This window comes from Candidatus Accumulibacter sp. ACC007 (genome assembly GCF_907163205.1).
Taxonomy (GTDB): domain Bacteria; phylum Pseudomonadota; class Gammaproteobacteria; order Burkholderiales; family Rhodocyclaceae; genus Accumulibacter; species Accumulibacter regalis.
In genome coordinates, this window is sequence record NZ_CAJQUD010000001.1 from 2130199 (window position 1) to 2156328 (window position 26130).

Annotated in this window: 26 protein-coding genes and 1 pseudogene; 25 read left to right on the forward strand and 2 right to left on the reverse strand. The window is 65.0% G+C overall.

The features are described 5' to 3' along the window. Positions 1 to 1011: 1011 nt before the first annotated feature. Entirely contained in the window at positions 1012 to 1908 is an 897-nt protein-coding gene (locus QZ634_RS09320; RefSeq protein ID WP_065086167.1) for a LysR family transcriptional regulator, read from the reverse strand. A 284-nt stretch (positions 1909 to 2192) separates the two neighbouring features. Here QZ634_RS09320 and QZ634_RS09325 point away from each other — a divergent pair, with 284 nt between their 5' ends. The 12 genes from QZ634_RS09325 to QZ634_RS09380 all read left to right on the forward strand — a co-directional run bounded on the left by QZ634_RS09325 (position 2193) and on the right by QZ634_RS09380 (position 14182). Further along, a complete protein-coding gene (locus QZ634_RS09325) occupies positions 2193 to 2801 on the forward strand; it encodes a TetR/AcrR family transcriptional regulator (protein ID WP_291987458.1) in 609 nt (202 codons plus the stop codon). A gap of 67 nt (positions 2802 to 2868) precedes the next feature. Beyond that, positions 2869 to 3288: a hypothetical protein gene (locus QZ634_RS09330; protein WP_291987459.1), complete on the forward strand. Its 420-nt coding sequence runs from the start codon at positions 2869 to 2871 to the stop codon at positions 3286 to 3288. A gap of 27 nt (positions 3289 to 3315) precedes the next feature. Continuing rightward, positions 3316 to 4353 (forward strand): secretion protein HlyD, encoded by a 1038-nt coding sequence (gene hlyD, locus QZ634_RS09335; protein ID WP_291987461.1) that lies wholly within the window; start codon positions 3316 to 3318, stop codon positions 4351 to 4353. Position 4354: 1 nt separating this feature from the next. Next, complete coding sequence (locus QZ634_RS09340; RefSeq protein WP_291987463.1) at positions 4355 to 6127, forward strand: ATP-binding cassette domain-containing protein; 1773 nt, start codon at positions 4355 to 4357, stop codon at positions 6125 to 6127. Then, positions 6124 to 7293, forward strand: a complete 1170-nt coding sequence (locus QZ634_RS09345; protein WP_017244798.1) for an ABC transporter permease — start codon at positions 6124 to 6126, stop codon at positions 7291 to 7293. The genes QZ634_RS09340 and QZ634_RS09345 overlap by 4 nt, the downstream gene beginning before the upstream one ends. A gap of 4 nt (positions 7294 to 7297) precedes the next feature. Beyond that, entirely contained in the window at positions 7298 to 8416 is a 1119-nt protein-coding gene (locus tag QZ634_RS09350) for an ABC transporter permease (RefSeq protein WP_291987467.1), read from the forward strand. After that, positions 8413 to 9951 (forward strand): efflux transporter outer membrane subunit, encoded by a 1539-nt coding sequence (locus QZ634_RS09355; RefSeq protein WP_263476982.1) that lies wholly within the window; start codon positions 8413 to 8415, stop codon positions 9949 to 9951. Before QZ634_RS09350 ends, QZ634_RS09355 begins: the two co-directional genes overlap by 4 nt. A 20-nt stretch (positions 9952 to 9971) precedes the next feature. Further along, positions 9972 to 10181 (forward strand): DUF2892 domain-containing protein, encoded by a 210-nt coding sequence (locus QZ634_RS09360; protein ID WP_017244801.1) that lies wholly within the window; start codon positions 9972 to 9974, stop codon positions 10179 to 10181. A 7-nt stretch (positions 10182 to 10188) separates the two neighbouring features. Further along, complete coding sequence (locus tag QZ634_RS09365) at positions 10189 to 11598, forward strand: MBL fold metallo-hydrolase (protein WP_065086171.1); 1410 nt, start codon at positions 10189 to 10191, stop codon at positions 11596 to 11598. Then, positions 11598 to 12464 (forward strand): TIGR00730 family Rossman fold protein, encoded by an 867-nt coding sequence (locus tag QZ634_RS09370; RefSeq protein ID WP_023125212.1) that lies wholly within the window; start codon positions 11598 to 11600, stop codon positions 12462 to 12464. Before QZ634_RS09365 ends, QZ634_RS09370 begins: the two co-directional genes overlap by 1 nt. Then, complete coding sequence (locus QZ634_RS09375) at positions 12461 to 13660, forward strand: lipid A deacylase LpxR family protein (RefSeq protein ID WP_291987477.1); 1200 nt, start codon at positions 12461 to 12463, stop codon at positions 13658 to 13660. Before QZ634_RS09370 ends, QZ634_RS09375 begins: the two co-directional genes overlap by 4 nt. 48 nt (positions 13661 to 13708) lie before the next feature. Continuing rightward, on the forward strand, positions 13709 to 14182 hold the full coding sequence (locus QZ634_RS09380) for a cytochrome c (RefSeq protein WP_031323743.1): 474 nt from the start codon (positions 13709 to 13711) through the stop codon (positions 14180 to 14182). 70 nt (positions 14183 to 14252) lie between these two features. Here the strand turns inward: QZ634_RS09380 and QZ634_RS09385 are convergent. Next, a pseudogene (locus QZ634_RS09385) lies at positions 14253 to 14498 on the reverse strand (LysR substrate-binding domain-containing protein); the annotation flags it as partial. Between the two features lie 78 nt (positions 14499 to 14576). On the opposite strand from QZ634_RS09385, the gene QZ634_RS09390 reads away from it, so the two are divergent. The 13 genes from QZ634_RS09390 to QZ634_RS09450 all read left to right on the forward strand — a co-directional run bounded on the left by QZ634_RS09390 (position 14577) and on the right by QZ634_RS09450 (position 26024). Next, positions 14577 to 15799, forward strand: a protein-coding gene (locus QZ634_RS09390; protein ID WP_291987479.1) for an IS3 family transposase whose coding sequence is annotated in 2 segments (ribosomal slippage) — positions 14577 to 14844 and positions 14844 to 15799 — 1224 coding nt in all. Because the reading frame shifts where the segments join, the coding sequence is not laid out codon by codon here. Positions 15800 to 16014: 215 nt separating this feature from the next. Next, positions 16015 to 16926, forward strand: a complete 912-nt coding sequence (locus QZ634_RS09395; RefSeq protein ID WP_291987481.1) for a LysR substrate-binding domain-containing protein — start codon at positions 16015 to 16017, stop codon at positions 16924 to 16926. Positions 16927 to 17480: 554 nt separating this feature from the next. Continuing rightward, positions 17481 to 18236 (forward strand): hypothetical protein, encoded by a 756-nt coding sequence (locus QZ634_RS09400; RefSeq protein ID WP_017244805.1) that lies wholly within the window; start codon positions 17481 to 17483, stop codon positions 18234 to 18236. A gap of 124 nt (positions 18237 to 18360) precedes the next feature. Continuing rightward, a complete protein-coding gene (locus tag QZ634_RS09405; RefSeq protein WP_004255100.1) occupies positions 18361 to 18579 on the forward strand; it encodes an AlpA family transcriptional regulator in 219 nt (72 codons plus the stop codon). Positions 18580 to 18619: 40 nt separating this feature from the next. Continuing rightward, positions 18620 to 19486: a ParA family protein gene (locus QZ634_RS09410; RefSeq protein ID WP_012584780.1), complete on the forward strand. Its 867-nt coding sequence runs from the start codon at positions 18620 to 18622 to the stop codon at positions 19484 to 19486. Continuing rightward, complete coding sequence (locus tag QZ634_RS09415; RefSeq protein ID WP_023124360.1) at positions 19470 to 19706, forward strand: hypothetical protein; 237 nt, start codon at positions 19470 to 19472, stop codon at positions 19704 to 19706. Before QZ634_RS09410 ends, QZ634_RS09415 begins: the two co-directional genes overlap by 17 nt. Then, positions 19699 to 21357, forward strand: a complete 1659-nt coding sequence (locus QZ634_RS09420) for a ParB family protein (protein ID WP_023124359.1) — start codon at positions 19699 to 19701, stop codon at positions 21355 to 21357. The genes QZ634_RS09415 and QZ634_RS09420 overlap by 8 nt, the downstream gene beginning before the upstream one ends. A gap of 17 nt (positions 21358 to 21374) precedes the next feature. Continuing rightward, positions 21375 to 21935 (forward strand): DUF2857 domain-containing protein, encoded by a 561-nt coding sequence (locus tag QZ634_RS09425; RefSeq protein ID WP_023124358.1) that lies wholly within the window; start codon positions 21375 to 21377, stop codon positions 21933 to 21935. A 2-nt stretch (positions 21936 to 21937) separates the two neighbouring features. Further along, positions 21938 to 23131 (forward strand): STY4528 family pathogenicity island replication protein, encoded by a 1194-nt coding sequence (locus tag QZ634_RS09430; RefSeq protein ID WP_004255084.1) that lies wholly within the window; start codon positions 21938 to 21940, stop codon positions 23129 to 23131. Positions 23132 to 23369: 238 nt separating this feature from the next. Then, the gene (locus QZ634_RS09435; RefSeq protein WP_023101518.1) at positions 23370 to 24122 is read left to right on the forward strand and encodes an OST-HTH/LOTUS domain-containing protein; all 753 of its coding nucleotides are present in this window, start codon (positions 23370 to 23372) and stop codon (positions 24120 to 24122) included. 188 nt (positions 24123 to 24310) lie between these two features. Then, positions 24311 to 25099, forward strand: coding sequence for a PFL_4669 family integrating conjugative element protein (locus QZ634_RS09440; protein WP_023101517.1), 789 nt, complete (start codon positions 24311 to 24313; stop codon positions 25097 to 25099). Further along, positions 25096 to 25644: a DUF3158 family protein gene (locus tag QZ634_RS09445; RefSeq protein WP_004362273.1), complete on the forward strand. Its 549-nt coding sequence runs from the start codon at positions 25096 to 25098 to the stop codon at positions 25642 to 25644. The genes QZ634_RS09440 and QZ634_RS09445 overlap by 4 nt, the downstream gene beginning before the upstream one ends. Continuing rightward, positions 25641 to 26024, forward strand: a complete 384-nt coding sequence (locus QZ634_RS09450; protein WP_004362284.1) for a single-stranded DNA-binding protein — start codon at positions 25641 to 25643, stop codon at positions 26022 to 26024. Before QZ634_RS09445 ends, QZ634_RS09450 begins: the two co-directional genes overlap by 4 nt. Positions 26025 to 26130 lie beyond the last annotated feature (106 nt).

Below are 26130 nucleotides of genomic sequence, written 5' to 3' on the forward strand. Positions count from 1 at the left end.
TCCTCTCCGCCGGACGGGGTCGGAAGCGACAGGTCGTAGAGGGCTTCTCCCACCGCCGCGTTGCAGTAGCCGAACCAGTGCTGCACGAAGTGAATCCGCAGGATGACGGAGAGCGGTGTCCGACACCGGACTTCGAATTCACCGGCTCGATCAGTGCCGGCAGTCGCTGCATGCGGCGTCCGTTGATGACATGGTGTTTTGCACCTGTCCGCTGCACGCTCGGTCAGCGACGGACATGGTCAGAGCTTCCTTAGAGGGGCACACTTTGCGCCATCTTGTTCGTTTGCCTGGTCGGCATAGGCCAGCCTACTGGGTCGACCGGAAAGGTCAGTAAAACATGAACGCACTGAGTCCGGCAAGCGGCCCGTCCGTGGTTGACCAGCACGCTGAAATTGCGGGTGCGCCGCGAGCCAGCCATCGCCGACGTGCCGATTCCCGATCACCAAGCGATCACGTCACCCGTGACCACAAGGCGGCGCCTTGCAAGGGCGAACGTCAGATCGGCCTGGAACCTGCCCATGCCGCGGCACACAGCCTGCCGCCAGCTACCACGCACGCACAGGCCCGTGGCCTTGCCGACGGCGGGCCGCAGACGTGCGCGGACGGCAATGCGAGCGGCCTGGACGCCGCCGGGGCGGCGATGGAGACCCGGGTTCCCGTGCATTCGTGGACTACCTTGGTGTATGCCGGGCACCTGGCGAACCTCAGAGCCACGTCCAATGGAATCAGCACGATAGGCGGGAGGTGGAGCGGGTGAAGGGAACAGCACCCGGTCGCTAACTCGTTTATTACGAACGTCTTTTCCGATCCAAGCGTCACGGAATGGACTCGATTGTGGACTCAAGTCTTCGGCCTGGTCAACGCAGGCCGTTGCGGGTGATCCAAAGCGAGCCAAGCACATCCACTAACAGCCAGAGCATCGGATTTCATACCGAAGTCTATCTGTCCACTGGCACATCACGCCACAGGCCGCAACGGACAGGTGAGCTGCGTCCTCAAAGGATTGACTCATCATCGACAGGCGCGGTCCCGCCCGCCTTTCGCCCGCTCGATGAACCGCTTCATGGGCTCCGAGGGTTCGCCCTGGCGGCGCAGCAGGTAGGTATAGAGCACCGGTGGGGTGCCGGCCAGGGGACGAATGGAGATGTCCGGGCGCTGTAGCGTCTGCACCTGCGAGGCGATGGCGAAGCCGATGCCGTAGCCGGCACCGACCAAGGTCAGCATCACACCCAGGCTGGTCACTTCATCGACCAGCTTGAGGGGCGTGCCTGCGTCCTGCAGCAACGCTTGAATCTGATGGCGGCAGCCCGATCCCGATTCGGGATGGCACAGAACCAGCGGGAACTTCAGGGCTTCGGCCAGCGGCACCTGCACGTGCGCCAGCAAGGGGTGGCGTGCGGGCACGATCACCGACAGCTGATCGGTCCACACCGGCTCGGCGACGAGGCCATCATGTACCGCGTTTGACAAGGCAAAGCCGATGTCCAGCAGATCGTCGTGCAGCATCTTGAGCTGCTGCGCGAACGGCAACTCGAAGACGCGAATCTCCAGCTCGGGCTCATCCTCGCGGCTGCGTGCCAGCAAGGTGGCGATGCGGGGCTGCGCCAGGCTGTCGCAGATCGCGATGCGTAGATTGCCTTGGTAGCCCTGTGCCGCCGCCTTGGCGCTCTTGACTGCCTGCTCCACGGTGGCCTGCACGCGCCGGCATTCGCCGAGGAACACCTGGCCGGCCCAGGTCAGCCGCGTCAGGCGTGTGCTGCGGTCGAACAACTGCACGCCAAGCTGGCTTTCCAGGTCGCGCATCGCACGCGACACAGGCGATTGCTCAATGCCCAGACGCTCGGCTGCCCGGGCCAGATGCAGTTCTTCCGCAACTGCGACGAAGTAGCGCAGCAATCTGAAATCCAAGGCCACCTCCTGTTCGTCTTCTTCTGGTTCGGCCTCTCGGGCGCCAGCATCTCCATCCACATCCCGTCCACTTACGCCCCCGCCAGGCTTGCGATGTGCCGGCGCCCTTCCGCCAATGAGGTGCGGAGGGCGACGTATGCGCCCGCCAGAAATCGACCGTTGGCAGCCGTCTGAGATAGCAGTTCTGCTGTTCATCGAGACCTCCTTTTCGCGCTTCCCCTCTTGCGGCAAGCTTGCATGGTGCTAAGATAGTAATAGATTACTCACTTTCGAAGGCGCAAGCAATGAGTGGACACTCCAAGCATCTACCGGCCGATGAGCGGCGCGCGGCCACAGTCGAGGCGGTGGTCGACTTGGCCGCCGAGCAGAACCCCAGCGACATCACGACCACAGCCATCGCACAGCGTATGGGGCTGACCCAGGGGGCGCTGTTTCGTCACTTCCCGACCAAGGACGCCATCCTGCAGGCGGTGATGTCCTGGGTCACGGAACGCCTGCTGGCTCGGGTGGACAAGGCAGCAGAAGGCACTACGTCTCCGGTCGCAGCCCTTGAGGCGGTCTTCATGACGCATATCGACTTCGTGTCCGAGCACCCGGGTGTGCCGAGGATGCTCTTCGGCGAATTGCAGCGACCTGGAGAGACCCTGCCCAAGCGAATGGTGCAGACCTTGATTCAGCACTACGGCGAGCGGTTGCATCGCCTGCTCGAAGCCGGCAAGGCGCAGGGCGAACTGGATGCGGGACTGGATGTGGATGCCGCCGCCGTGTTGTTCATCGGCACGATCCAGGGACTGGTCATGCAGTCGCTGTTGGCGGGCAAGGTCTGTCGCATCCGCCGTGACGCACCAGCCGTGTTTGCCATCTATCGGCGTGGCATCGAAAGCACCAAATGAAGGATCCGTCTGCTCCGCAAGCGCGACTGCGACCTCCAAACCCTTCGATAAATCGGGAGCAACAAACATGATGGCACACAGCGGACGCGCGATCTGGATGCGTGTGATTTCCTTGATTGCCATCGGATTTGGCCTGCTGACCCTCCAGGAAGGTGGCGCAGTGCTGTTTGTCGACGGTGCGGCGCGCCAGGCCGCCGGCGACTATGTGCCTTTCGTGCTCTGGTTCAATTTTCTGGCCGGTTTCGCCTACATCGTCGCGGGCGTTGGCTTGTGGATGCGCCGGCGCTGGGCTATGTGGTTGGCGGTTGCCATCGCGGTGGCGAGTGCGCTCGTGTTCCTGGCTTTCGGAGTGCATGTGGTTCTGGGTGGCGCCTGGGAGCGGCGGACGGCGGCGGCCATGACGCTGCGCACGCTGGTGTGGGCGGGCATAGCGGCCATGGCTTGGCGCCGGTCAGCGGCGAATGTGCCGGTCGCACGCGAGCACTGAGCACCTTTATCCAGCGGAAACCCATCGATGAAAACTCCAAACCTCCTTTCCAGAAAAACCCGTTGGGCCGTGATCGCTGTCGTCGTGATCGCTCTTGGCGGCGCACTGGCGTTCTGGCTATCGCGCGACCGTAACAAGGAAGATGCGTTGCGCCTCTACGGCAACGTAGACATCCGCGAGGTGCAACTGGCCTTCCGCCAGCCCGGGCGCGTGATGCAGATGGCTTTCGATGAGGGTGATGCCGTCCGCGCCGGCGCGCGCCTGGCCGCGCTCGACGCGCAACCGTATCGGGACGCCCTTGTGGCGGCACAGGCCCAGGTGCAGGTGGCGCAGGCGGAACTGGCCAAGCTGCGCCGTGGCCTGCGGCCGCAGGAAATCACCCAGGCGCGCGAGGCGCTCAAGAAAGCTCAGGCGCTCGTCACCGAGGCCGAGCGCAATTTTCAGCGCCAGAGCGGCCTGCTGGCATCGGGCGCCAGCAGCCAGCGTACGGTCGATGCCGCCCGCACCGCAAGGGATCAGGCCGCCGCGGGCGCCGAAGCAGCCAAGGCCGCCTTGTCGCAAGCATCCGAAGGCTTCCGCAAGGAAGACATCGCCGCGGCAGAAGCTCGCCTTGCGGCCGCACAGGCTGCCGCAGCGCAAGCCACGACAGCCTTGGCGGACACCGAATTGGTGGCGCCCAGTAGTGGCACCGTCATCGCACGGGTGCGCGAGCCCGGCAGCATGGTTGCAAGCCAGAGCGCGGTCTACAGCCTGAGCCTGGACAAGCCAGTTTACGTGCGCGCCTACGTGGGCGAGTCGGACTTGGGGCGCATCGCGCCCGGTACTGTGGTGCGCGTCAAAAGCGATTCATCAGAGAAGGTCTATCGCGGCCAGATCGGCTTCATCTCGCCACGCGCCGAGTTCACCCCCAAGACGGTGGAAACGACGGATTTGCGCACGGATCTGGTGTACCGCCTGCGCATCGTCATCGACGAAGCCGACAGCGACAGTGCCTTGCGCCAGGGCATGCCGGTGACGATCGAGGTCGATGCGAAAGCCGGCACCACTATCCCGGGGGAGCGTTGAGATGCAGGCAAGCCCTGCCATCGCCGCGGTGCCTACGGGTGCGAGCGAAGACGCTGCCGTCGTCATCGAGGGCGTGGACAAGCATTTCGGCGACATAAAGGCGCTGCGGGGCTTGAGCGCGCGCATCCACTATGGGCGGCTGACCGGTCTGGTCGGCCCCGACGGCGCCGGCAAGACGACGCTGATGCGGATTCTGACCGGCCTCCTGGTGCCGAACGCCGGCCACGTCACCTTGGCAGGCTATGACGTGGTCAAGGACAACGACGCCATCCACGTCGCCAGCGGCTACATGCCGCAGCGCTTTGGCCTGTACGAAGACCTGTCGGTGATGGAGAACATGCGCCTGTACGCGCAGTTGCGCGGTATGGATGCGGACTGCAACGCCGCTCTGTTTGCCGAGCTGCTGGACTTCACGCGGCTCGGACCCTTCACCAAACGCCTGGCCGGCAAGCTCTCCGGCGGCATGAAGCAGAAGCTGGGCCTTGCCTGTGCACTCATGGCGCGGCCCAAGGTGCTGCTGCTGGACGAGCCCGGTGTGGGCGTCGACCCGGTCAGCCGCCAGGATTTATGGCGCATGGTGCAGGCGTTGACCGACGAGGGCATGGCCGTGGTGTGGTCCACCGCCTATCTCGACGAAGCCGAGCGCTGCGAGAGCGTGCTGTTGCTGAACCAGGGACAGCTCCTGTTCGATGGTCCGCCGCAGCAACTCACCGCGCAGCTCGAAGGCCGCAGCTTCCGTCTGGAGAACGTCGGCGCCGAGCGCCGGGCGGTGCTGACACAGGCGCTCGACCTGGAGAGCGTGAGCGATGGCGTGATCCAGGGCGCCGGCGTGCGCGTGGTGTTGCGCGAGGGCGCGGACGCAGGGCAGCTCCAGGCCCTGTCCGATCAGGCGCGGGTAGAGCTGGCGCAGGTGCCAGCGCGCTTCGAAGACGCCTTCATCGATCTGCTCGGTGGCGGCCCCGGCGGCACTTCGCAGCTCGCCGAGCGTCTGCCGCCGGTTGAGCTGGGTTCCGACATTGCCGTTTCGTGCCGAAACCTCACCAAGCGCTTCGGCGAGTTCACCGCCACCGACAACGTCAGCTTCGAGGTGCAAAAGGGCGAAATCTTCGGCCTGCTCGGCCCCAACGGCGCCGGCAAGTCCACCACTTTCAAGATGTTGTGCGGCCTGTTGAAACCCACTGCTGGCGAAGCGCATGTAGTGGGCCATGATCTGCGCCGCGCCACCGGCGCGGCCAAGAGCCGGCTCGGCTACATGGCGCAGAAGTTTTCGCTCTACGGCCTGCTCTCGGTGCAGCAGAACCTGGAATTCTCGGCCGGCGTCTACGGACTGGAAGGCAACACCCGGCGCGAGCGCATTGCCGAGATGATCGAAACCTTCGATCTGGGCGACTGGCTGTCCGCCACGCCCGATTCCCTGCCGCTGGGCCACAAGCAGCGCCTGGCATTGGCTTGTTCGCTGATGCACCGGCCGCCCGTGCTGTTCCTGGATGAACCCACTTCGGGCGTGGACCCGATCACCCGGCGCGAATTCTGGACCCACATCAACGGACTGGCCCGCAAGGGCGTGACCATCATGGTCACCACCCACTTCATGGACGAGGCCGAATACTGCGACCGCGTGGCCATGCTGTCGCGTGCGCAACTGATTGCGCTGGATACGCCCGACGCGCTCAAACGCTCGGCGATCAGCCCCGAACGACCCGACCCGACGATGGAGGACGCCTTCATTCACCTGGTGGAGTCGGCGGACCGCGAGCTGGAGGCCGCCATATGAACGGCACCACAAAGCACAAAGACGGGAATGGACCACAGCAGACCGACCTGCGCCATTTTGATCTGCGGCGCTTGATCGCCCTGGTCACCAAGGAAAGCTACCAGGCGCTGCGCGACCCCTCGACGCTGCTGATCGCGTTCGTGCTGCCGGTGGTGTTGTTGCTGTTGTTCGCCTATGCGGTGTCGCTGGATGCGAAGGATGTCCGCGTCGGCGTGGTGCTGGAGTCGCCCGGCGCTGCAGCGCAAGAGCTTGCGGCGGCCTTTGCCGGTACGCGCTTCCTGGATGCCCATTTCGCCCATGACCGGCGCGAAGTGGCCGATCAACTGATCTCCGGCGACCTGCGCGGCTACGTGGTGATCCCGCAGGACTTCGAGCAGCGCCTGGCGCAGCGCGGCAGCGAACCGCTGGTGCAGATCGTCACCGACGGCTCCTACCCCAATACCGCCAACTACGTCGAGAACTACGCCCGCGGCGTGGTCCAGACCTGGCGCGCCGGGCTCGATGTCGCGGCGCCGCCGCAGGCCGTAGTGCTGGAGCCGCGCTACTGGTTCAACCCAGAGCTGGAAAGCCGTCGAGCGCTGATTCCCGGCGCCATCGCCATCGTCATGACCATCATCGGCACCATGCTAACGGCGCTGGTTGTGGCGCGTGAATGGGAGCGCGGCACGATGGAGGCGGTGCTGTCCACACCGGCCTCGGTGGCCGAAATCCTGATCGGCAAGCTGCTGCCGTACTTCGTGCTCGGCATGCTGTCCACGCTGGGCGCGGCGGCGCTGGCGGTATTCGTGTTCGGCGTGCCGATGCGGGGCTCGCTGGCGGCGCTGCTGCTCTTGTCCGCAGTGTTCATGGTACCGGCGCTGGGTCAGGGTCTGTTGATTTCGTCGCTGGCGCGCAACCAGTTTCTGGCGGCGCAGATCGCGCTGTTCACGGGTTTTCTGCCGGCTTTCATGCTGTCGGGGTTTCTATATGAGATCGACGCGATGCCCGCGCCAATCCGGGCCATCACCCGGCTGGTTCCGGCGCGTTACTTCGTCGATTCGCTGAAGACGGTGTTCTTGGCCGGCGACATCTGGGCCGTGTTCCTGCCCAACTTGGCGGCCATGGCGGCGATCGGGGTGCTGTTCTTCGTGATCGCCAAGCGCGCCACGCGCAAGAACCTGGAGTGAAGCGATGTTGACCTCCGCATTCTCGTTCACCCGCCTGCGTGCCCAGTTCATCAAGGAAGTGCTCAGCGTCCTGCGCGACCCGCGCAGCCGCATGGTGGTGTTCGTGCCGCCGATCCTTCAGTTGCTGGTGTTCGCCTTTGCCGCGACGCTGGAAGTGCGCAACGTCGATATCGCCGTCTACGATCAGGATGCGGGGCGCTGGTCGCACGAGTTGGTACAGCGCCTGGACAGCGCCCGCTTCATCACCCACGTCCGGCATGTCGACAGCCAGCAGCAGCTACACGAGCTGATCGACCGTGGCGAGGTGATCGCCGCGCTTGCCATCCCGGTGGATTTTTCGCGCTCCATCGCCGCGGGCGAAAGTGGCCGCGCGCAGGTACTGGTCGATGGCCGGCGCAGCAACTCCGGGCAGATCACCGTAGCCTATCTGTCCACCATCGCCGCCGATGTCGGCGCCGAGGTCGTGCCCGACGCCCAGGCACCAACGCCCGTGGTCGTGCGCCACTGGTTCAACCCGAATCTGGTCTACCGCTGGTTCATCGTGCCCGGCCTCACGGGCATCCTGGCGCTGTTCAGCGCGCTGCTCATCACCTCGCTGTCGATTGCACGCGAACGCGAGCTCGGCACCTTCGACCAGTTGCTGGTGTCCCCCACCTCGACGCCAGAGATCATCATTTCCAAGTCACTGCCGGCACTCGCAATTGGCACCGCGCTGGGCCTGTTCATGATCAGCGCGGGCGTATTCCTGTTCGGCATCCCGTTTACGGGCTCGTTTGCGCTCCTGCTCGCCAGCCTGGTGCTGTTCATCGCCTCGGTGGTCGGCATCGGTCTGATGATTTCCGCGGTCAGCATGACGCAGCAGCAGGCCATCCTGGGGGCGTTCGCCATCGGCGTGCCGGCGGTGCTGATGTCCGGCTTTGCGACGCCTGTGGAAAACATGCCCGTCGTCCTGCAATGGCTGGCCCAGGCCATTCCGCTGACCCACTTCCTCATCATCGTCGAAGGCAGCTTTCTCAAGGCCATGCCGCCCGGCGACATTCTCGCCAGCCTGTGGCCGCTGGCGGTCATCGCCCTGGCCACGCTGACGATGGCCACCGTATTCGTCCGAGGACGCCTGCAATGAAATCCAAGCCCCGCACTTCCTTTCTTCGCGCAACCGTCAGCGGCCCGACCCCTGGGCGCGCGCGTCCGCTCGCGCTGGCCTTGTCCTGCGTGCTGCTGACCGCCTGCGCAAGCGTGGGCCCTGACTACCGCGAGCCGCCGCCGGTCGACGTCGGCAGCGGCTGGAGCTTGCCGTTGGCAAGCGAATCCCAGTCCGCAGACTTGAGCCAATGGTGGTCTGCACTGGACGATCCCATCCTCGATCGCCTGATGGCCACGGCGCTGGCACAGAACCTGGATCTGCGCCAGGCTGCGGCACGCATCGATGAGGCACGCGCCCTGCGCGATCGTGTGGCCGGCGAGGCATTGCCCACCGCCGCCGCTGGCGCGAGCGTCAACCGGCGCCGTCAAAGCGAGAACGGACCCCTGCCCGTAGGCTCCATCCCCGGTCTTGACGCCACGCAGACCATCTACGACGCGGGCTTCGACGCGGCCTGGGAGGCCGACTTGTTCGGGGCCAGGCGGCGCGCCCTGGAGGGCGCCAGCGCTCGCCTGCAGGCGACCGAAGCCGAGGCACAGGGAGTACGCATGCGCATCGTGGCCGAGGTCGCGCGCACCTGGTTCACCGCCGTCGGCGCCCGCTACGAGTTGCACGCACAACAGGCCACACTGGATACGCTGCAGCACACCTTGGAATTGGTGCGCCTGCGGCATGCGCTGGGCGACGCGTCGGCCGCCGACGTGGAGGCGGCGTACGCCCAATGGACAGCAGTCAACGCGCTCATCCCGGATATCCAGGTGCGTCAGCGCGCCGCGATACTCAGCCTGGGCGTGCTGCTGGGCGCGCCGCCGGAGCGGGAGCTGGCACTGCTGGATGGCCCCTTGACGCCGAGCACGCTGCGGGCGCTGCCGGTGGGCGAGCGCGCAGAGATGCTGCGCCGGCGCCCGGACGTGCTGGCTGCGGAACGTCGCCTGGCAGCGAGTTCCGCCGACATCGGCGTGGCCACGGCCGAACTGTTCCCCAAACTCTCCATCGGTATCGGCGGCGGGTTCCAAGCGCTCAGCACGGGCGATTGGTTCGATGCATCCAGCTCGCGTTTTTCCATCCTGCCGCTGATTTCCTGGCGCCTGTTCGACGGTGGCCGTGTGCGAGCCGAAATTCGGGCACGCGAGGCGGCCGAGCGGCAGGCCGCGCTGGCCTATGAGCAGGCGGTGCTGACGGCGCTGGGCGACGCCGAGCGCGCGCTGGGCGACTACCACGGCGGGCTGGACACACTGGAGCGCCGCGGTATGGCACTGGATGCCGCGCGCACCAGCTACGGCCACGCCAAGGCGCGCTATGCGGCAGGCGACATTGCGCTGGTCGAACTGCTGGCTGCCCAGCGCAGCCTGCACGAGGCCGAAACCGCAGCCGCACGCGCGCATACCAACGCCGCCGTGCAACTGGTGGCGCTGTACAAGGCCCTTGGTGGCGGCTGGGACGTATCCACGACGGCATCGACCGCAACCCATCCGCTGCGGGGCGCTGCCGCCCCCGTCGCGTTTTCAAGCCGTTGACTCAACACAAGGAGACCGTAATGCAAATCAACGTTGGAAGTCTCGACCGCATTGTCCGCATCGTCGTCGGACTGGTTCTGCTCAGCCTCCCGCTGTGGCTGGATTCATCCTGGCGTTGGCTGGGACTCATCGGAATCATGCCCCTCATCACCGGCCTGGCTGGCCGCTGTCCGGGCTACCGTCTGCTTGGCCTGAGCACTTGCCCGATACAAAAGAAAAAACCGGAGTGAGCATCCCATGAAACTGCATTTTCTGGGCGCTGCGCGCGAAGTCACCGGGTCGTGTTTCTTGGTGGAAGCGCTCAACGTACGCTTCCTGGTGGATTGCGGCATGGTTCAGGGCGGCCGCACGGCGGCGGCGCGCAACCATGAGCCATTCCCGTTCGACCCGGCGTCGATTGATTTCGTGCTCCTGACCCATGCCCATATCGACCATAGTGGGCTATTGCCCAAACTCACGCGCGCCGGGTTCAAGGGGGCCATCTACGCCACTCCCGCCACGGTTGATCTGCTGGGCGTGATGCTGCCCGACAGTGCCCACATCCAGGAGAGCGATGCAAAACGCAATGCGCAGCGACTCCGCGGAAAGGACGCACTGCCGCCGCTGTATACGCTGCAGGATGCCAGCGACTGCTTGCAGCAGGTGCGAGGCATCGAATACGACCGGGAGTTCGCGCCCCGCGTCGGGGTGCGCGCCCGTTTCCGCGATGCCGGGCACATTCTTGGGTCGGCCATCATCGAGGTCTGGGTCACCGAATATGGCTACCCGACAAAGCTCGTTTTCAGTGGCGACCTCGGCCAGCCGGGGCGCCCGATACTGCGCGACCCGACAACCATCGAGGACGCCGACATCCTCGTCATCGAGTCCACCTACGGCAACCGCCAGCACAAGGATTTCTCGGCGACCGAAGAGGAAATGATCGGCATCGTCGAAAAGACATTGTTCGAACGCGGCGGCAATGTCATCGTGCCGGCCTTCGCGGTCGGCCGAACCCAGGAAATCCTTTATCACCTGCACCGACTCACCTGCGAGGGGCGGCTGCGGCAACCGAAGGTATTCGTCGATTCGCCGATGGCCACGCAGGCCACGCGCATCACGCGCGAGCATCTCGAATTGTTCGACGAACAGGCGAAGCGGTTGGCCGGCTGGCACGCGCGCGGCGAGAACCTCCCATACCTGAGTTTCACAGCGAGCGCTGAGGAGTCCATGGCGCTGAACCGGATCCGCTCCGGAGCCATCATCATTTCTGCCAGCGGCATGTGCGATGCGGGACGCATCCGGCACCACCTGCGGCACAACTTGCCACGCCGCGAATGCAGCATCTTGTTTCCCGGTTTCCAGGCGCAGGGGACGCTTGGCCGGCGCCTGATCGAGGGGGCCGAACGCGTGCGCATCTTCGGTGAGGACATTCCGGTACGTGCTGCGATCCACAGCGTGGATGGCCTCTCGGCGCATGCCGACCAAAAGGCGTTGCTGGATTGGGCTCGGGGTTTTATTCACCCCCCGGCGCAAACCTTCGTGGTGCATGGGGAACTGTCCGCCGCCCAGACCTTCGCCGAACTCTTGCAACAGCAACTCGGCTGGCAGGTCACGGTGCCTGAGTATGGTCATGCGCTGCGCTGGCCGGACTTTCTGGCGCACGAGTGATGAAGCCCGCCGAAGATCTCGATGAACGCCTGCGCGCCATCCGCGAGTCGCCAACGTACCGTCTTGCGTACGAAGACATCGAGCTGCTTGGCCAGGAAGAACTGCGGCCGCTGCGACTGCAGCTCGAACTGCTCAAGCCTGACCGCATCCTGCACGAGCAAGGCATTCGCTCGACGGTAGTGGTCTTCGGCAGCGCACGCGTGAGCGATGCCGAGACGGCAGAAGCCCGTCTTGGCGCGCTGGAGCGTCAGGCGCGCGTCACTCCGGAGGATGTCGGGCTGAGGCAAGAGCTTGCCCGAGCCAATCGCCGGGTCGAACAGGCACGTCACTACGAGCAAGCGAGGCGTTTCTCGGGCCTTATTTCGGCGCGTTTCCAGCAGCAAAACCGCCGTGATTTCGTCGTCGTCACCGGGGGTGGGCCCGGCATCATGGAGGCCGCCAACCGCGGTGCTTTCGAGGTCGGCGCACGTTCGATTGGCCTCAACATCACGCTGCCCCACGAACAGGCACCCAACCCCTACATGTGCCCAAATTTGGCGTTCCGATTCCACTATTTCGCGCTGCGCAAGATGCACTTCTTGTTGCACGCCAAGGGCTTGGTGGCCTTCCCCGGTGGCTATGGAACGCTCGATGAGCTGTTCGAGGTGCTCACCTTGATCCAGACCGGAAAGATGCAGCGTATTCCGGTGGTGCTGGTCGGCCGTGCATTCTGGCGTCGCGTAGTTGATTTCGATCTTCTGCTCGACGAAGGCTATGTCTCTCCATCCGATCTCGACTTGTTCACCTGCGTAGACGAAGCCGAGGAAATCGTTAGTGCCCTCGAACGCTTTTACGTCAACAGGGCAGCAGGCGATGGGGCGACATGATCGGCGTCGACGGGTATTGCCGGAGCCTGTGCGGCACCAAGGTGCAGCAGTCGATGCAGTGCGCCACCTTGTTGATTGCCTGTGCATTGTTCAGCCCGATTTCTGCTTTCGGTTCCGACTTCTCGCTCTCTGCAGATCCTCCCTCCTGCTCGCCAGGGCAATCCCTGCGCTGGCGGGGTGGCACCCTGCGCCTGGAGAACGATCTATTCACCGGCTCCGACCGCAACTACACCAACGGTGTCGCGCTAACAGCAGTCTCACGTGATCTGCAAGGCGAGCTCCGTCCCGAGTGCCTGCCACAGCCGATTGGTTTGTACGCCCGCTTCATCGGCTGGGCCGATCCCGGCTTCTGGCGCGATACCGGCGACCAACCGGCATCGCAGAACCTCGTCGTTCGCTTTGGCCAGTCTATGTACACACCCGAGGACAAGACGCGCACCGATCTGATTCCCGACGATCGGCCGTACGCTGGCCTGGTCTACCTGAGCCTGGCGTGGAATCGCCGAATCCACCCACAGGCTGCCAGCTATGAAATGCTGGACGTACGCGAACTAACCCTGGGCTTGATCGGCCCCTGGTCGCTGGCAGAGAAGTCGCAGGATCTGGTGCATCGGGTGCGTGGCATCGAGCGATTTCGCGGCTGGGACAACCAGTTGCGCAACGAGCCGGCATTTCAGATGGCCATGGAACGCAAGTTCAAGCCGTACACGGAGGGTGCGGTCCGCCCTGGATGGGGCAGCGACGTGATCGGCAGCTATGCCCTGCGGGTCGGAAACATCGAAACCGCCGCCAGTACCGGCGTGGAGTTTCGCGCGGGCTGGAACATACCGAACGACTTCGGCAGCTATCCGATCCGCCCTGGCGCGGAGAACCGCCCGCCCTCTGGTGTTGCCGATCTGCGCACGACAACGCCGCAATCGGTCCTGGCGCCCAAACCTGGGGCACATGTCTTCCTGAACCTGGAGGGTAAAGCCGTCGCCTGGGACTTCTCACTCGACGGAAACATGTTCCGGAATAGCCACCATGTCAGCCGGCGGCCTTGGGTCGCGCAAGCAGCTCTCGGCATCAGCAGCCAATGGATCGTTGCTGGACGTGGCGTGCGGCTTGCCGTGATGCGCGTTTGGAGAACCCGCGAGTTCGACCAGCAGGCGGGCTATCACGCATTCGGATCGATCGCGCTGAGCTTGGAATTTTGAGGACACCTGCAACCATTCGTTAGACCCAAAGCATTCGTCACAACATCAATGGAGAAATTCGTGAACCAGCCCTTGAAACCCAGATCGTTCTTCACAGTCTCGCTGTCCGTGCTCTTGGCAACCTTCGCCACGGCACTCGGTGCGCAGTCCGCAGAGGCGGCAAAGCCAATGGCGCTTCGTACCATAATGGAAAGACTCGGGCGCGACATGCAAGTCGTCACGGGCGCGATCTCCAAAGAAGACTGGCCACTGGTCGCCGAGCTAGCACCACGAATCGCCAAGCATGCCGAGCCGCCCATGTCGGAAAAGATGCGCATCCTTGCCTGGCTTGGGGCAGACGCTGGAAAGTTTCGGGGTCTTGATGGACAGGTGCATGACGCCGCGACCGCCATGGGCGAGGCCGCAAAGCGGAGTGACGGCCAAGCAGTCATCGCGGCTTTCTCCAAGACCCAGCAAAGCTGCCTAGCCTGCCACCAGAGTTACCGTCGCTCGTTCGTGGAAAAGTTCTATGGAAGTCGCTAGCAGGGGATGGCTACACCTGCTGACGGAAGACTAGCCCCTATCCAATCGATATACCTCGACGAGTTCCAGGTTCCCAAGAAGCCACCCGTTCAGCGATCACGGGTTCCTGCTTCACCCGCCGCAGCACTCGTTGGATCTGACGTGCATGACTCCCGCATGCATGTGGGTCACACGGCACCATCGGATAACGCAGCACCTCGTCCAGTGAGATACGTTTGTGCTTGAGCAGCGGATGCCATGCCGGCACCGCGACCATGAGGGGGTCGCTCCAAAGCACCTTAGCCACGATGCCGTCACCCACTTCACCAGACTGGGCCCTAGGTCATACTGGAGTTGGAGTTGGAGTTGACCCGGTTCCGTGGACACATCATTCTTTGTGTTCAAGGAGTCGCAAATGTCAAAAGTACGACCGCCGTACCCGGCGGAATTCCGCCAGCAGATGGTCGAGCTGGTTCGAGCCGGGCGCTCACCCTCGCAGCTCTCTCGTGAGTTCGGTGTCACGGCCCAGTCCATCACCAACTGGGTCCGCCAGGCCGCCATCGACGACGGCAAGCCTTTACCAGGCAAGGAAGGCCTGACCACCGCAGAGCGGGAAGAATTGGTGCGGCTGCGCCGGCAGTTGCGCCAGGTCCAGACGGAGCGCGACATCTTGGCAAAGGCTACGGCCTGGTTCGCCGGTCGCAGCGATGCGACATCCACGAAGTCTTCGGACTCGTGATGGCGAACCAGGCCGACTTATCCGTGCGCACCATGTGCCGCGTCCTTGGTGTCTCAGCCAGCGGGTTCTATGTCTGGCGAGAGCGTGCCCCGTCCCAGCGCAGCATCGCCAACGCGGTGATGACCGAGCGCATCCGCCAGATTCATCAGGACTCCTACGAGTCCTACGGCATGCCCCGGGTGCGTGCCGAGCTCATCGAGCAAGGCGTGTGTATCAGCCGCCAGCGCGTGGCTCGTCTCATGCGGCAAGCCGGCATCCACGGCATCAGCAAGCGCAGAGGCTTCACCGTCACCACCCGCCGTGACAAGCGTCAGACCCCGGCCCATGACCTGGTCAACCGGCGTTTCCACGCCACAGGTCCGAACCAGCTGTGGGTGGCGGACATGACCTACGTGCCCACCTGGATGGGCTTCCTCTATCTGGCCGTGGTCATCGATGTCTGGAGCCGGCGCGTGGTGGGCTGGGCCATGGGAGAGCGCATGACCGCCGACCTCGTGCTCGCGGCGTTGAACATGGCCCTGGAGCAGCGCAAACCCAAGGGTGTCATCCACCACAGTGACCAGGGCAGCCAGTACACGAGCGTGGCCTTCGGCGAGCGCTGCCGGCAGATGCAGGTGCGACCCTCGATGGGAACGGTGGGCGATGCCTACGACAACGCGATGGCCGAGAGCTTCTTTGCCAGCCTGGAAGGCGAACTCATCGAGCGCAGCACCTTCCAGAGCAAAGCACAGGCCCGCATGGCAGTCTTCACCTGGATTGAAGGCTGGTACAACCTCCGGCGCCGGCACAGCGGTCTGGGCTACCTCTCACCCCTGAACTTTGAAAGGAGCAACGACGCGCTGTTTGATGTTGTTGAAGATGCCGTCGTGCATGTCCAGACAACACCCGAAACGGTTTGAGAATCAAACCAATACACGTCCACGGAAGTGGGTCAACTCCAACTCCACGCCATGACCGCCGCCCGCGCTCAAGCAGCGTTGCAATAACTCCGGACACCATTGCCCGCGTGCTGTGAGCCGGCGACGGCAGGCGCTGCAAGACATGCCGGTCTCTTCTCCGCACGCATGCGGCTCCCTACGATCATAAGGACTGGTCACGTCACGAAGGACTGCGCATGAACTTACGTCATCTTCGCTGCTTCATTGCTGTAGCCGAGGAACTGCACTTCGGTCGAGCCGCTCGGCGGCTGCACATAGAACAATCTCCCCTATCACGCACGATCCGCAAGCTGGAGACAACTCTAGGCGTGACGTTGCTCAGTCGCACGCCGCGTGGCGCAACCCTGACCTGGGCAGGGCGAGTCTTCTTGGAGGACGCCCGCCGCGTCATGTTGAGCGTTGAGCAGGCAGTGGCCAGAGCGAAGGCTGCTGCCTCCGGTTTTCAGGGCACTTTGCGCATCGCGCTGTCGAGAGACATAGGGCGGGCGAGGCTATCAGCACTGCTTGCGCTGTGCCGCGAAGAGTCGCCGCAGGTAAACATCCGGCTCTCCGAAGTACCGCTGACCGAACTCGTGCAGGGGCTGAACGCGGATCTGTTCGACGCCGGCTTTGCAATGGTCGATGAAGTGGAGGCCGGGATCATTGCTCAGCCGTTGTGGGCCGACCCCTTGGTAGTGCTCCTGCCCGCACGGCACCCGCTTGTAGCCTTCAAGGAAGTGCCGTTGCAGGAAGTGGTGAGCTATCCGCTGGTACTTTGTGATCCACGGGCATGCCAAGGTTGCGGTCGGCAGAGCGAACGACTGTTCCGCTCTGTCGAGGTCCAACCGATTGTGGCCGAGTACGCCGCTTCTCACGGGCTGATGCTGACGTTGGTGGCCGCAGGGTACGGGCTAGGTTTTTCCACTGCCGCGCACTTGGCAACTTGCCAGCCGGCGGATGTTGTTGTCCGCCCGTTGGCCGATCAGAGCGCATCGATAACCACCTATCTGTTACGAACCGAGGGTGGTATGACGGAGCCGTTGCAGCGGTTCATCGAACGCGCCGAACGTGTATGCCATCAGGACGCAAGCACATCACGCGCGATCTGACGCGGATCTATCGGAAGGTGCGCGGCTAGTTTTCTCGGATTGCGCGATTCATTTTTGGTCTTGCGGCTGACCCGATCTGCATGGCTCATGCGCTGTACTGATTCCAGTTTCGACGCAATTGCTGCGCCCTTCTGTACTCCAGCACCCGCCTGCGGGCTCGCCGCCGCGGTCATTTCACTGACGCGGAACGCATGAGCTTTTGCTGGTTGCAAACCGGCTCATCCGATTGACGCATTGGCACTTTACGCCGTTGGAATTCCTACGGAAAACTTTGACCAGGTTTCGGGTAAAGCGCGGCACCCATGCTTGATTCCAGGGGAGCGCGACCACCAAGCCGCGTGCCGGTCCAAAGGCAAAGCGCCCGCATTATGGTTGAGGAGTTTCAAGCGTAGCAAGATGTAGTTTGCCCTTGGCCGGCCGTCAGCGCCGATGCAACGCCTCCTTCCACGATGCCGGCCGGCCCTGCGCTTCATCCGGATTTCTGGGCAATCGCCTCGCCCACTTGGGCGGTGCGCGTCTGCCGGAGTTCGATCCGACGATGGGACGCACGCGACATGGAGAAATCGAGTTGCCTTGCCTTTGGCGCCAGGATCTACTACCGCCCGATCGAGGCGGCCATCCGTTGGGCGGGCCTGTTGCGCTTTGAGCCGCGGATTCTTGAAACGCTCGGGCCACGGGCCATGCCCGAGCCGAACGACTTTCCGCGCTGGCCCTTACTGCGCCTTTTTTCCGAGCGCATCTTCGACGCACTGGCACACGATGAACTTTCTTATGGCAAGGCAGGCATGGCGCAGGAATCTCAGCGCCCCGCACTCGACGATCCTGCGTTGATCGTGCGCCACGTCGACCTGAAGGCGTGGATGTCGCATTACTACCCCGGTGAGCGGCCTCCGTTCCTGTTCGACGGCATCGAGCGCGAACTGCACCCTGCGGTGAGCGTCGCCATGCTGAACGTGTTGCTGGCCGATCGCGAGGCCGCCAAGCTGCAGCTTGCCGAACTCGCACAACTGCATACGGCGCTGAAGGCGCAGCACGAAGCGTTGGCGAAGGAGCATGCCATTCGCATCCGAGAGGGCGATGCGCGTGAGCCGGGCCTGCGCAGCGAATCGACCTACCTGAACATCATCGGCGGCCTGCTGACATTGCTGTTGGGCAAGTCCCCCGCGGGCTCTGCCTACTCGTCCTTCCGCAACATGGATGCGGTGGTCAGTGCGCTACTGGCCCACCATGAAGGGCGGCCCGGCATCAGCGAGCGGACGCTGTGGAGCAAGCTGGCACAGGCGCGTCGCCACCTGGAGGCATCGCGCTGAGCCTGTAACAGCAGACTGCAATTGCAGTTGCGTGTTCTGCAGTTGCAGTGAATTCCGCAGCAGCAGCATGTGGAATGCGAGGCACTTTCTGAACAACGCCATCGAGCGTCAAGGAGTGCCTCTCATGTCTTCGCAGACCATCGCGCCGGCCTTGCCGCCCGAGCACCGCATCCTGCGCCGCGCCGAGGTCGAAGCCAAGACCGGCTTCAAGCGCGCGCACATCTACAGCCTGATGAAGGAAGGCAAGTTCCCCAAGGCGCTGCGCCTGGGCGTGCGCGCGGTGGGCTGGGACTCGGTGGAGATCGAACAGTGGATCGCTGATCGCCTCAAAGAACGCGCCTGACGCTTCTTCTCGGTTCATGCCATTCGACGAGGAGAAGCTCATGCAGGTGGTGTCCATCATTTCGACCAAGGGCGGCGTGGGCAAGACCACGACGGCGGCCAACCTGGGCGGCTTCATCGCCGATGCCGGGCTGCGCGTGCTGCTGCTGGATCTGGACGTGCAGCCCACGCTGTCGAGCTACTTCACGCTGGACGTGCGCGCGCCCGGCGGCATCTACGAGATGCTGGCCTTCAACGAACGGCGCATCGAGCAACTGGTGTCGCGCACCGCGATCGCGGGCCTGGACCTGGTGCTCTCCAACGACGACCGCGGCGAACTGAACACGCTGCTGCTGCACGCACCGGATGGGCGCCTGCGACTGCGCCATTTGCTTCCCGTCTTCCGCACGCACTATGACTTGCTGCTGGTCGACACCCAGGGCGCGCGCAGCGTGCTGCTGGAGATGGCGGTGCTGGCGTCCGACCTGGCGCTGTCGCCGGTGACGCCGGAGATCCTCGCGGCGCGCGAGCTGCGGCGCGGCACGCTGCAGCTGATCGAGGACATCGCGCCGTATCGGCACCTGGGCATCGAGCCGCCGCCGCTGCGTCTGCTCATCAACCGTGTGCATCCTGTGTCGTCGAATGCGCGGCTGGTCCAGCAGGCGCTGCGACAGGTGTTTCAGGAACAGGCCGGCGTGCAGGTGCTGGGCACCGACGTACCGGCCATCGAAGCCTATCCGCGCGCTGCGACACGAGGATTGCCGGTGCACCGGGTGGAGTACCGGCAGCCGGCTGGGCGCACGGCGCCCGCGGCGTTGGAGACCATGCGCACGCTGGCCGGCGAACTGTTCCCCGTGTGGCGGGAGCGCTTCGCGCTGGTCACCGGTCGGGCCGATGCGGGAGGGGCCGGCCATGGCGAGCGCGCATGAACTGGCGCGCGGCCGCGAACGGCTGCGCGCGCTGATCGAGTTCGCGCTGGGCGAAGGCTGGCGCGTGGTTCGCACGTCCGGCGGGCACCTGAAATTCACGAAGCAAGGCTGCGCGTCGATCTACACCAGCTCGACGGCGAGCGACAACCGTGCCGACCGCAATGCCCGCGCACAGCTTCGCCGCGCCGACCGGCAAGCGCAGGAGAATGGCCGTGGCTGAGCTGACGCCGCAGGACATGGCTGCCAAGCTGCTGGCCACCGGCTTCGAGCGCAGCGGCCCTTCGGCCGCGACCTTGAGCGACCCCATCGCCGACACGCCGATGGTGGTGACGCTGGACCAGTTGCGGCCCTACGACCACGACCCACGCGTGACGCGCAACCCGGCCTATGCGGAGATCAAGGCGTCCATCCGCGAACGTGGGCTGGACGCGCCCCCCGCGATCACGCGCAGGCCGGGCGAGGCGCACTACATCATTCGCAACGGCGGCAACACGCGGCTGGCGATCCTGCGCGAGTTGTGGAGCGAGACCAAGGAGGAGCGCTTTTTCCGCATTGCGTGCCTGTTCCGCCCGTGGCCGGCGCGCGGCGAAATCGTGGCGCTGACCGGGCATCTGGCCGAGAACGAGCTGCGCGGCGGGCTGACCTTCATCGAGCGGGCGTTGGGCATCGAGAAGGCGCGCGAGTTCTACGAGCAGGAAAGCGGCCAGGCGCTGTCGCAGAGCGAACTCGCGCGGCGACTGACTGCCGACGGCTATCCGGTGCCGCAGTCACACATCAGCCGCATGAACGATGCGGTGCGCTATCTACTGCCGGCGATCCCGACGCTGTTGTACGGCGGATTGGGCCGGCATCAGGTGGACCGGCTCGCGGTGCTGCGCAAGGCGTGCGAGCGCACCTGGGAGCGGCGTGCGCTGGGCCGCACCGTGACTGTGGACTTCGCCACCTTGTTTCAGGACGTGCTGACGCAGTTCGACACACAGCCGGACGACTTCTCGCCGCAGCGGGTGCAGGACGAGCTGGTCGGCCAGATGGCCGAGCTGCTGGAGGCGGACTACGACACGCTGGCGCTGGAGATCAACGACAGCGAAAGCCGCCAGCGTGCGCTGACCAGCGAACCGGCGGCACCGACGCCACCGGCAGCGCCTGTCGTGCCTGCTGGTCCTCCCCCGCCGGTCTCCGCGCCTCGGCAGCCACCCGCCTCGTCTGTGCCGCGCGACACCACGCCGGTCGCGCCTTCGGCGCCAGCAGCGACACCGCTTGCATCGCCCGAAGCGCCGGAGGACCAGCACGGGCAACGCGACGAGCGCCTGCAAGGGCACATCGTGACACCGGCACCGACCACCGAGCGCCTGCAGTCCATCCAGCGGATGGTCGCGGACCAGCTCGGCGACAAGCTGCCCGACTTCGAGGCCGATGCGCTGCGTGCGATCCCCGTGCAGGTCGGCGGGCTCTATCCCATCTCGGACGTCTGGTACGTCGAGCCGGGGCTGGACGTGCCGGATCGCCTGCGCGTGCACATCGCGCAGTTCGCGCGCGAGATCGGCGAGGAAGCGGCGGTCGCCGACCACATTGAGGCCAGCGTCGGCGGCATCGGCTTCGTCTGCGTGGCACCGGCCGTGGGCCAGGCGAAGGCGCTGCCGGCGTTCGCGCGGGCGGTGCTGACCCTGCTGCATGTGCTGAGTGCGGCTCCGCCCTCCGCGAATGGATTGGACCGCGCGCGGCTGGCCGACGAGCTGGCGGCGCTGCTGCATGGCCACGGCGGCTCGGCCACACGCCTGAGCGATGCTGCGCTGGTGAAGCTGTTCCGTTTGCTGCGCCTGGCGCGCCGGCTGCTGGATCTGGAAGCCGGCGTAGCGAGCCAGGATTCCTGAGCGCAGGAGGCTCCCGCATGTCGGCACCGCACCCACTCAACCAGGCCGTGATCGCCCAGGCCCTGCATGACCTGCGCAACGGGCAGTTGCGCCGCTGCAAGGCGATGGGCTTCGGCGAGGAGGAGCTGGATGCGCTGAAGCACCCCGAACTCGTGAGCATGCTGGTGAATGCCACGGTGTCGTGGTGCTCGGTGTCAGTGAACCGGGAAGTGTTGAAGCGGCTGCTGAGCCAGGTGCACGACGTGGAGCGGGAGATCGCCACGGTGGACCGCATGCTGCGCCTGGAGGCGAGCACGGAGATGGTCAGCAAGTTCTACGGCCTCACGCATCAAGAAGTGGCGCTGCGCCGCGACATCCTCGGACTGCCCAAGCGCAAGGGCCGGCATCCGGTGCTCGACGAGGCGCAGGACGTGGCCCTGTGGGAACGCTGGAAGGCCGGCATCACGGAGCGGCACATCGCACTGAACGACGACATGGCGATGCTGGCGCTGACCATGGACCTGGCCGAGGCCATGACCCTGCCCATGTCGGTGATCTGGTCGGCGATACGGAACTGGATCGACCAGGGGCTGGTGTAGCCATGACCACGGGCAGCGCATCACGGCGCGATGGCCCGGTTGCGCTGTCGGCGTTGTTCGACGAGGCGCTGCGGCACCTTGAGCCGAAGGAACCGGCGCAGGGCACGGCGCCGGCCGCCGACGGTTTCCTCTACAGCGGCAACCGCCATGAGAGCGTGCCGCGCAGGCTGTTCCTCGACCGGCGCCTGACGCCGCTGGAGCGCAACGCCTGGCAGGTGTTCCGCCTGCAGCTCAACGACGACGGCGTGACCGCCTTTCCCACCTACGACCAGCTCCGCCCCTATCTGGCGTCCATGCCCTGTGCGGCGCAAGCCTCGCACGAGACCGTGGCGCGCGCCTTGACGCTGCTGCGGCTGACGCGCTGGCTCAGCCTGGCGCGGCGGCGGCGCGACCCGAAGACCGGCCGCATCCAAGGCAACCTCTACGTGCTGCACGACGAACCGCTGTCGCCCTTCGAGGCGATGCAGCTCGATGCCGACTACCTCGGCCTGGTCAGCCAGGCGCTGACCCATGCCGCCAAGGCGGTACAGATCGTGGGCATGAACACGCTCAAGGAGATTGCCGAAGACCCGCTGCTCAGCGGCCGCACATTGCCGACCCGCTTGCAGGTGCTGGCGCAGCGCATGGCGCTGCATGGCTGGACGACGCCAGGTTATCCACAGGAGGGTGCGGACCACGAATCCGAAGAAGGCCAGGAAGCCCTTCTTCGGAATGCTGCGCGCCCGTCTTCGGAATCCGAAGCAGGACCGAAACCCGCGCCGGACGGCTCTCTTCGGATTCCGAAGGAGGACCGTACAGTACGTAATGATCGTATAAATGAAGTACGTACAGTACCGCGCGCGAGGGCCTTGCAGAACCTGCGGCTACCCGAGCGTTTCCTGCGCTTGAAGGACGAGCAGCAGGCCGGCGCGCTGGTGGCGCTGCAGCAGGTGGACGAGGCGCAGAGGCAGGCCGTTCTCGACGAGTGGGCGGCACGCTGCCACAACAGCGCGGTACGCAACCCGGCCGGCTACCTGTTTGGCATCATCCAGAAGGCGATCCGCGGGGAGTTCAAGGCCTGGGCCGGAGAAAGTGCATCGGCACCGCCAGCGCCCCCGTCACCTGCGCCCTCGTCACCGCCGGCATCCCGTGCGGCTGACCCCGAGGTCGCACGAGCCTACCTGGCTCAGCTCCGAGAAGCCTTGCGTGATCGCTGATGTTGACTATCCCCAGGGGATAGCTGGAACAGACATCTTTCCGCCGCGCTCGATTGTCGCCCGCCGAATGACAGGCGAAACTGTCGCCTGTGAATCAGACGAGGACAGCCACGCACGAGCCCGGCCGACGATGGACATGACGACTTCCCCCGCCACAAACGCACTGCAACCACTACAGCAAGACGTTCAGCGCTTGCTGGGCAGATGCCTGTTGCGCCTTCAACAATACGAGCGCCTCATGAAAGCCATCGTGGCCCACCACGAGATTTCAGGCCCGGCGCATTCGCTGGAGGCCATTCGCGCAGCGCGGATTGAAGATGCCGCGACCAAGACCCTGGGCACGTTGGTCGGACAACTGTTTGGTTCGTATGTCGTCACCGATGGAAATGGCGGCGAGGAACGCGACGACGATCTTCCCGGCGACGTGATTTCCTTTCGCACGCGCGTGCAACTGAGCCTGTCTGCGCAGGACTACGCCAACACCCAGGCCGACCTCAAAGACCTGGTATCGCTGCGCAACACTCTGGTGCACCACTTCATCGATCAGCACGATCTATGGACCGTGGACGGGTGCCGCGTTGCACAGGACGAACTCGGTTCCGCCTACACGCGCATCGATCAACACTTCGAGCAGCTGCGCGGCTGGGCCGAGCACATGGATCAGGCGCGGCGCCTGGCAGCGGAGTTCGTCCAGTCGGATGTGTTCCACGACCTGGTGGTCAATGGCATCGCGCCGGACGGCACGGTGGACTGGCCGGCCGCCGGCATCGTCCGCGCGCTGCGCGAGGCCGCCGCGCAGTTGGCCGTCGAGGGCTGGACACCCATCGCCGCCGCTGGCCGCTGGATCGCGGACCGGCATCCCGAGCAGCTTCCAGCCAAGTACGGCTGCAGCAGTTGGCGGCAGGTGGTGCATGAGTGCCGCCTGTTCGAGCTTCGCTACCGTGAGGTGGAGGGGCAACGGGCCGCCTGGTACAGACCTCGCGAAGCATAGCCCCGCAACGCGGTCTCACCTCCGCGCGAGCCGCGAACACATCCGCCGAGCTATCCCCAGGGGATAGCCGGCACACACAGCCTTCCGCGCGGAACAAACCGGGCGCGCATGGGCTGCGGTTTGTTGACTGACAGCCTTCCGGCCGATGCCGATGCTGGCGACTCGCCAATTCACCGCGAGTCGCTCCCATGGCCAACGAACGCACAGAACCCCTGCAACTGAATCTCGGATCGCTGCGCAGCGCGATGTCGCTGACGCTGCACACGCACCACGCTTCGCGCATCTGGCACGGCCGCGCGCCGACCGAGGGGCGCCCAGGCATCATCGGTCTCAACGGCTTCATCGGCGCCATGAACAAGATGAAGCGCGGCGCCGAGCAGGACGACCCGTACTCGGACTGGTGGATGTTGCGGATCGAGGACAAGCTCGCCGACACCAAGACCCGTCTGCAGACCCTGCGCGACCAGGTGGATCAGGCCTTGGCCGACGTGCCATCGGCGCTGTCGCTGGGCGAGAACATGAACGTGCAGCCGGTGAAGCTGCCGCTGTTCGTGAACGCCCAGCTCGGCTTCATGGCGGTGTATCTGCTGGCCGACTACGACGACCTGGCACGCAAACTCATCCTGGCGCACCACACGGCGCTGATCGACCGCAGCACCTTGGAGCGCTGGCTCAATGATGGTGCGCACGCGCTGCGCAGCCTGTTCTCGCTGGCCCAGCAGTACCGCTACTCGGGCACGACGCGCGACGACTTCGCGGCGAAGAACGCGGCGGCGCGAGCGGCGCTGGAGAAGTTCGGCGAGTTGCCGCAGGACGTGCTGGAAGGCACGCGCCGCTCGCGCTTCGCGCCACCCATCGCGCGGCGGACGAACAAGCCCGGCACGCCGCCTGCTGCGCCTGCCATCGTGCCCGATGCGCAGGCTTCCACGGGTGGCGCAGCCGATGGTGCGGCGGGCGATGAGGGTGTTGGCGCATGACAGCATCGCCCCCTATCAGCCACTCCACGCGCTTCGTGGCGCTGGAACAGGCGGACTTCCAGCGGCTGGAACACGCAGGCTACCTAAAAGGCCTTTTACAGCCTTTTAAGGGTAAGGGGAGTCTGGAGACCTGGGCCAGCCAGTGCGCAGCGCTGCGCGACGACGTGATTGGCCTGGCGCAGCGGCGCGTGCTGCCCCAGGCGCGCGCCTATCCATTCAGTCTGCTCGACGTGCAACTGGCCCAGCAGGCCACTGGCGCAGGGACGACCTTCCTGCGCTGGCGCAACCTCGACCGTTCCTCCATGGGCGTGGCGTTGTGGGAGGCCCTGCTGGCCAACCCCGCGACGCCGGCCTCGCTGATCGACGAGCTGTACGCGATCGAACTGCAGCGCATCGTGCTGAACATGCAGATCAGTCTGACCCACAGCATCGCTCGCCAAGCCCTGGAATGCGCCAACAAGGCCGCGCAGGCCGAAGCGGCTTACCTGCGGCGCGTCCACGGGCATACCGCGTCCGTTCCACCCACCACCAAGGAGTCACCATGAGCACGCACTTCGTCGGCGAGGGCAACATCGGTTCTGCGCCGGACTACCGCGAATTTCCGAACGGCAACGACGAGCCGCGCCGGCTGCTTCGCCTGAACGTCTACTTCGACAACCCGATCCCGAAGAAGGACGGCGAGTACGAAGATCGCGGCGGCTTCTGGGCGCCCGTGGAGCTGTGGCACCGCGACGCCGAGCACTGGAAGACGCTGTACCAGAAAGGTATGCGGGTGCTGGTCGAGGGCCGCACCGTGCGCGACGAATGGGAGGACGCCGACGAGAACGAGCGCGTGACGTTCAAGGTCGAGGCGCGGCGCGTGGGCATCCTGCCGTACCGCATCGAGTCGGTGGCGCTCAGCGCCAAGCCGGCCGGCGGACAGTAATTCGCCCATCGCCGTTCCCCCGAGGGCGGCTGTAGCAACCGTCATACGCCCGCGATGCACCAGCGAGCTATCCCCAGGGGATAGCTCCAAGGTCGTCCACGGAGTT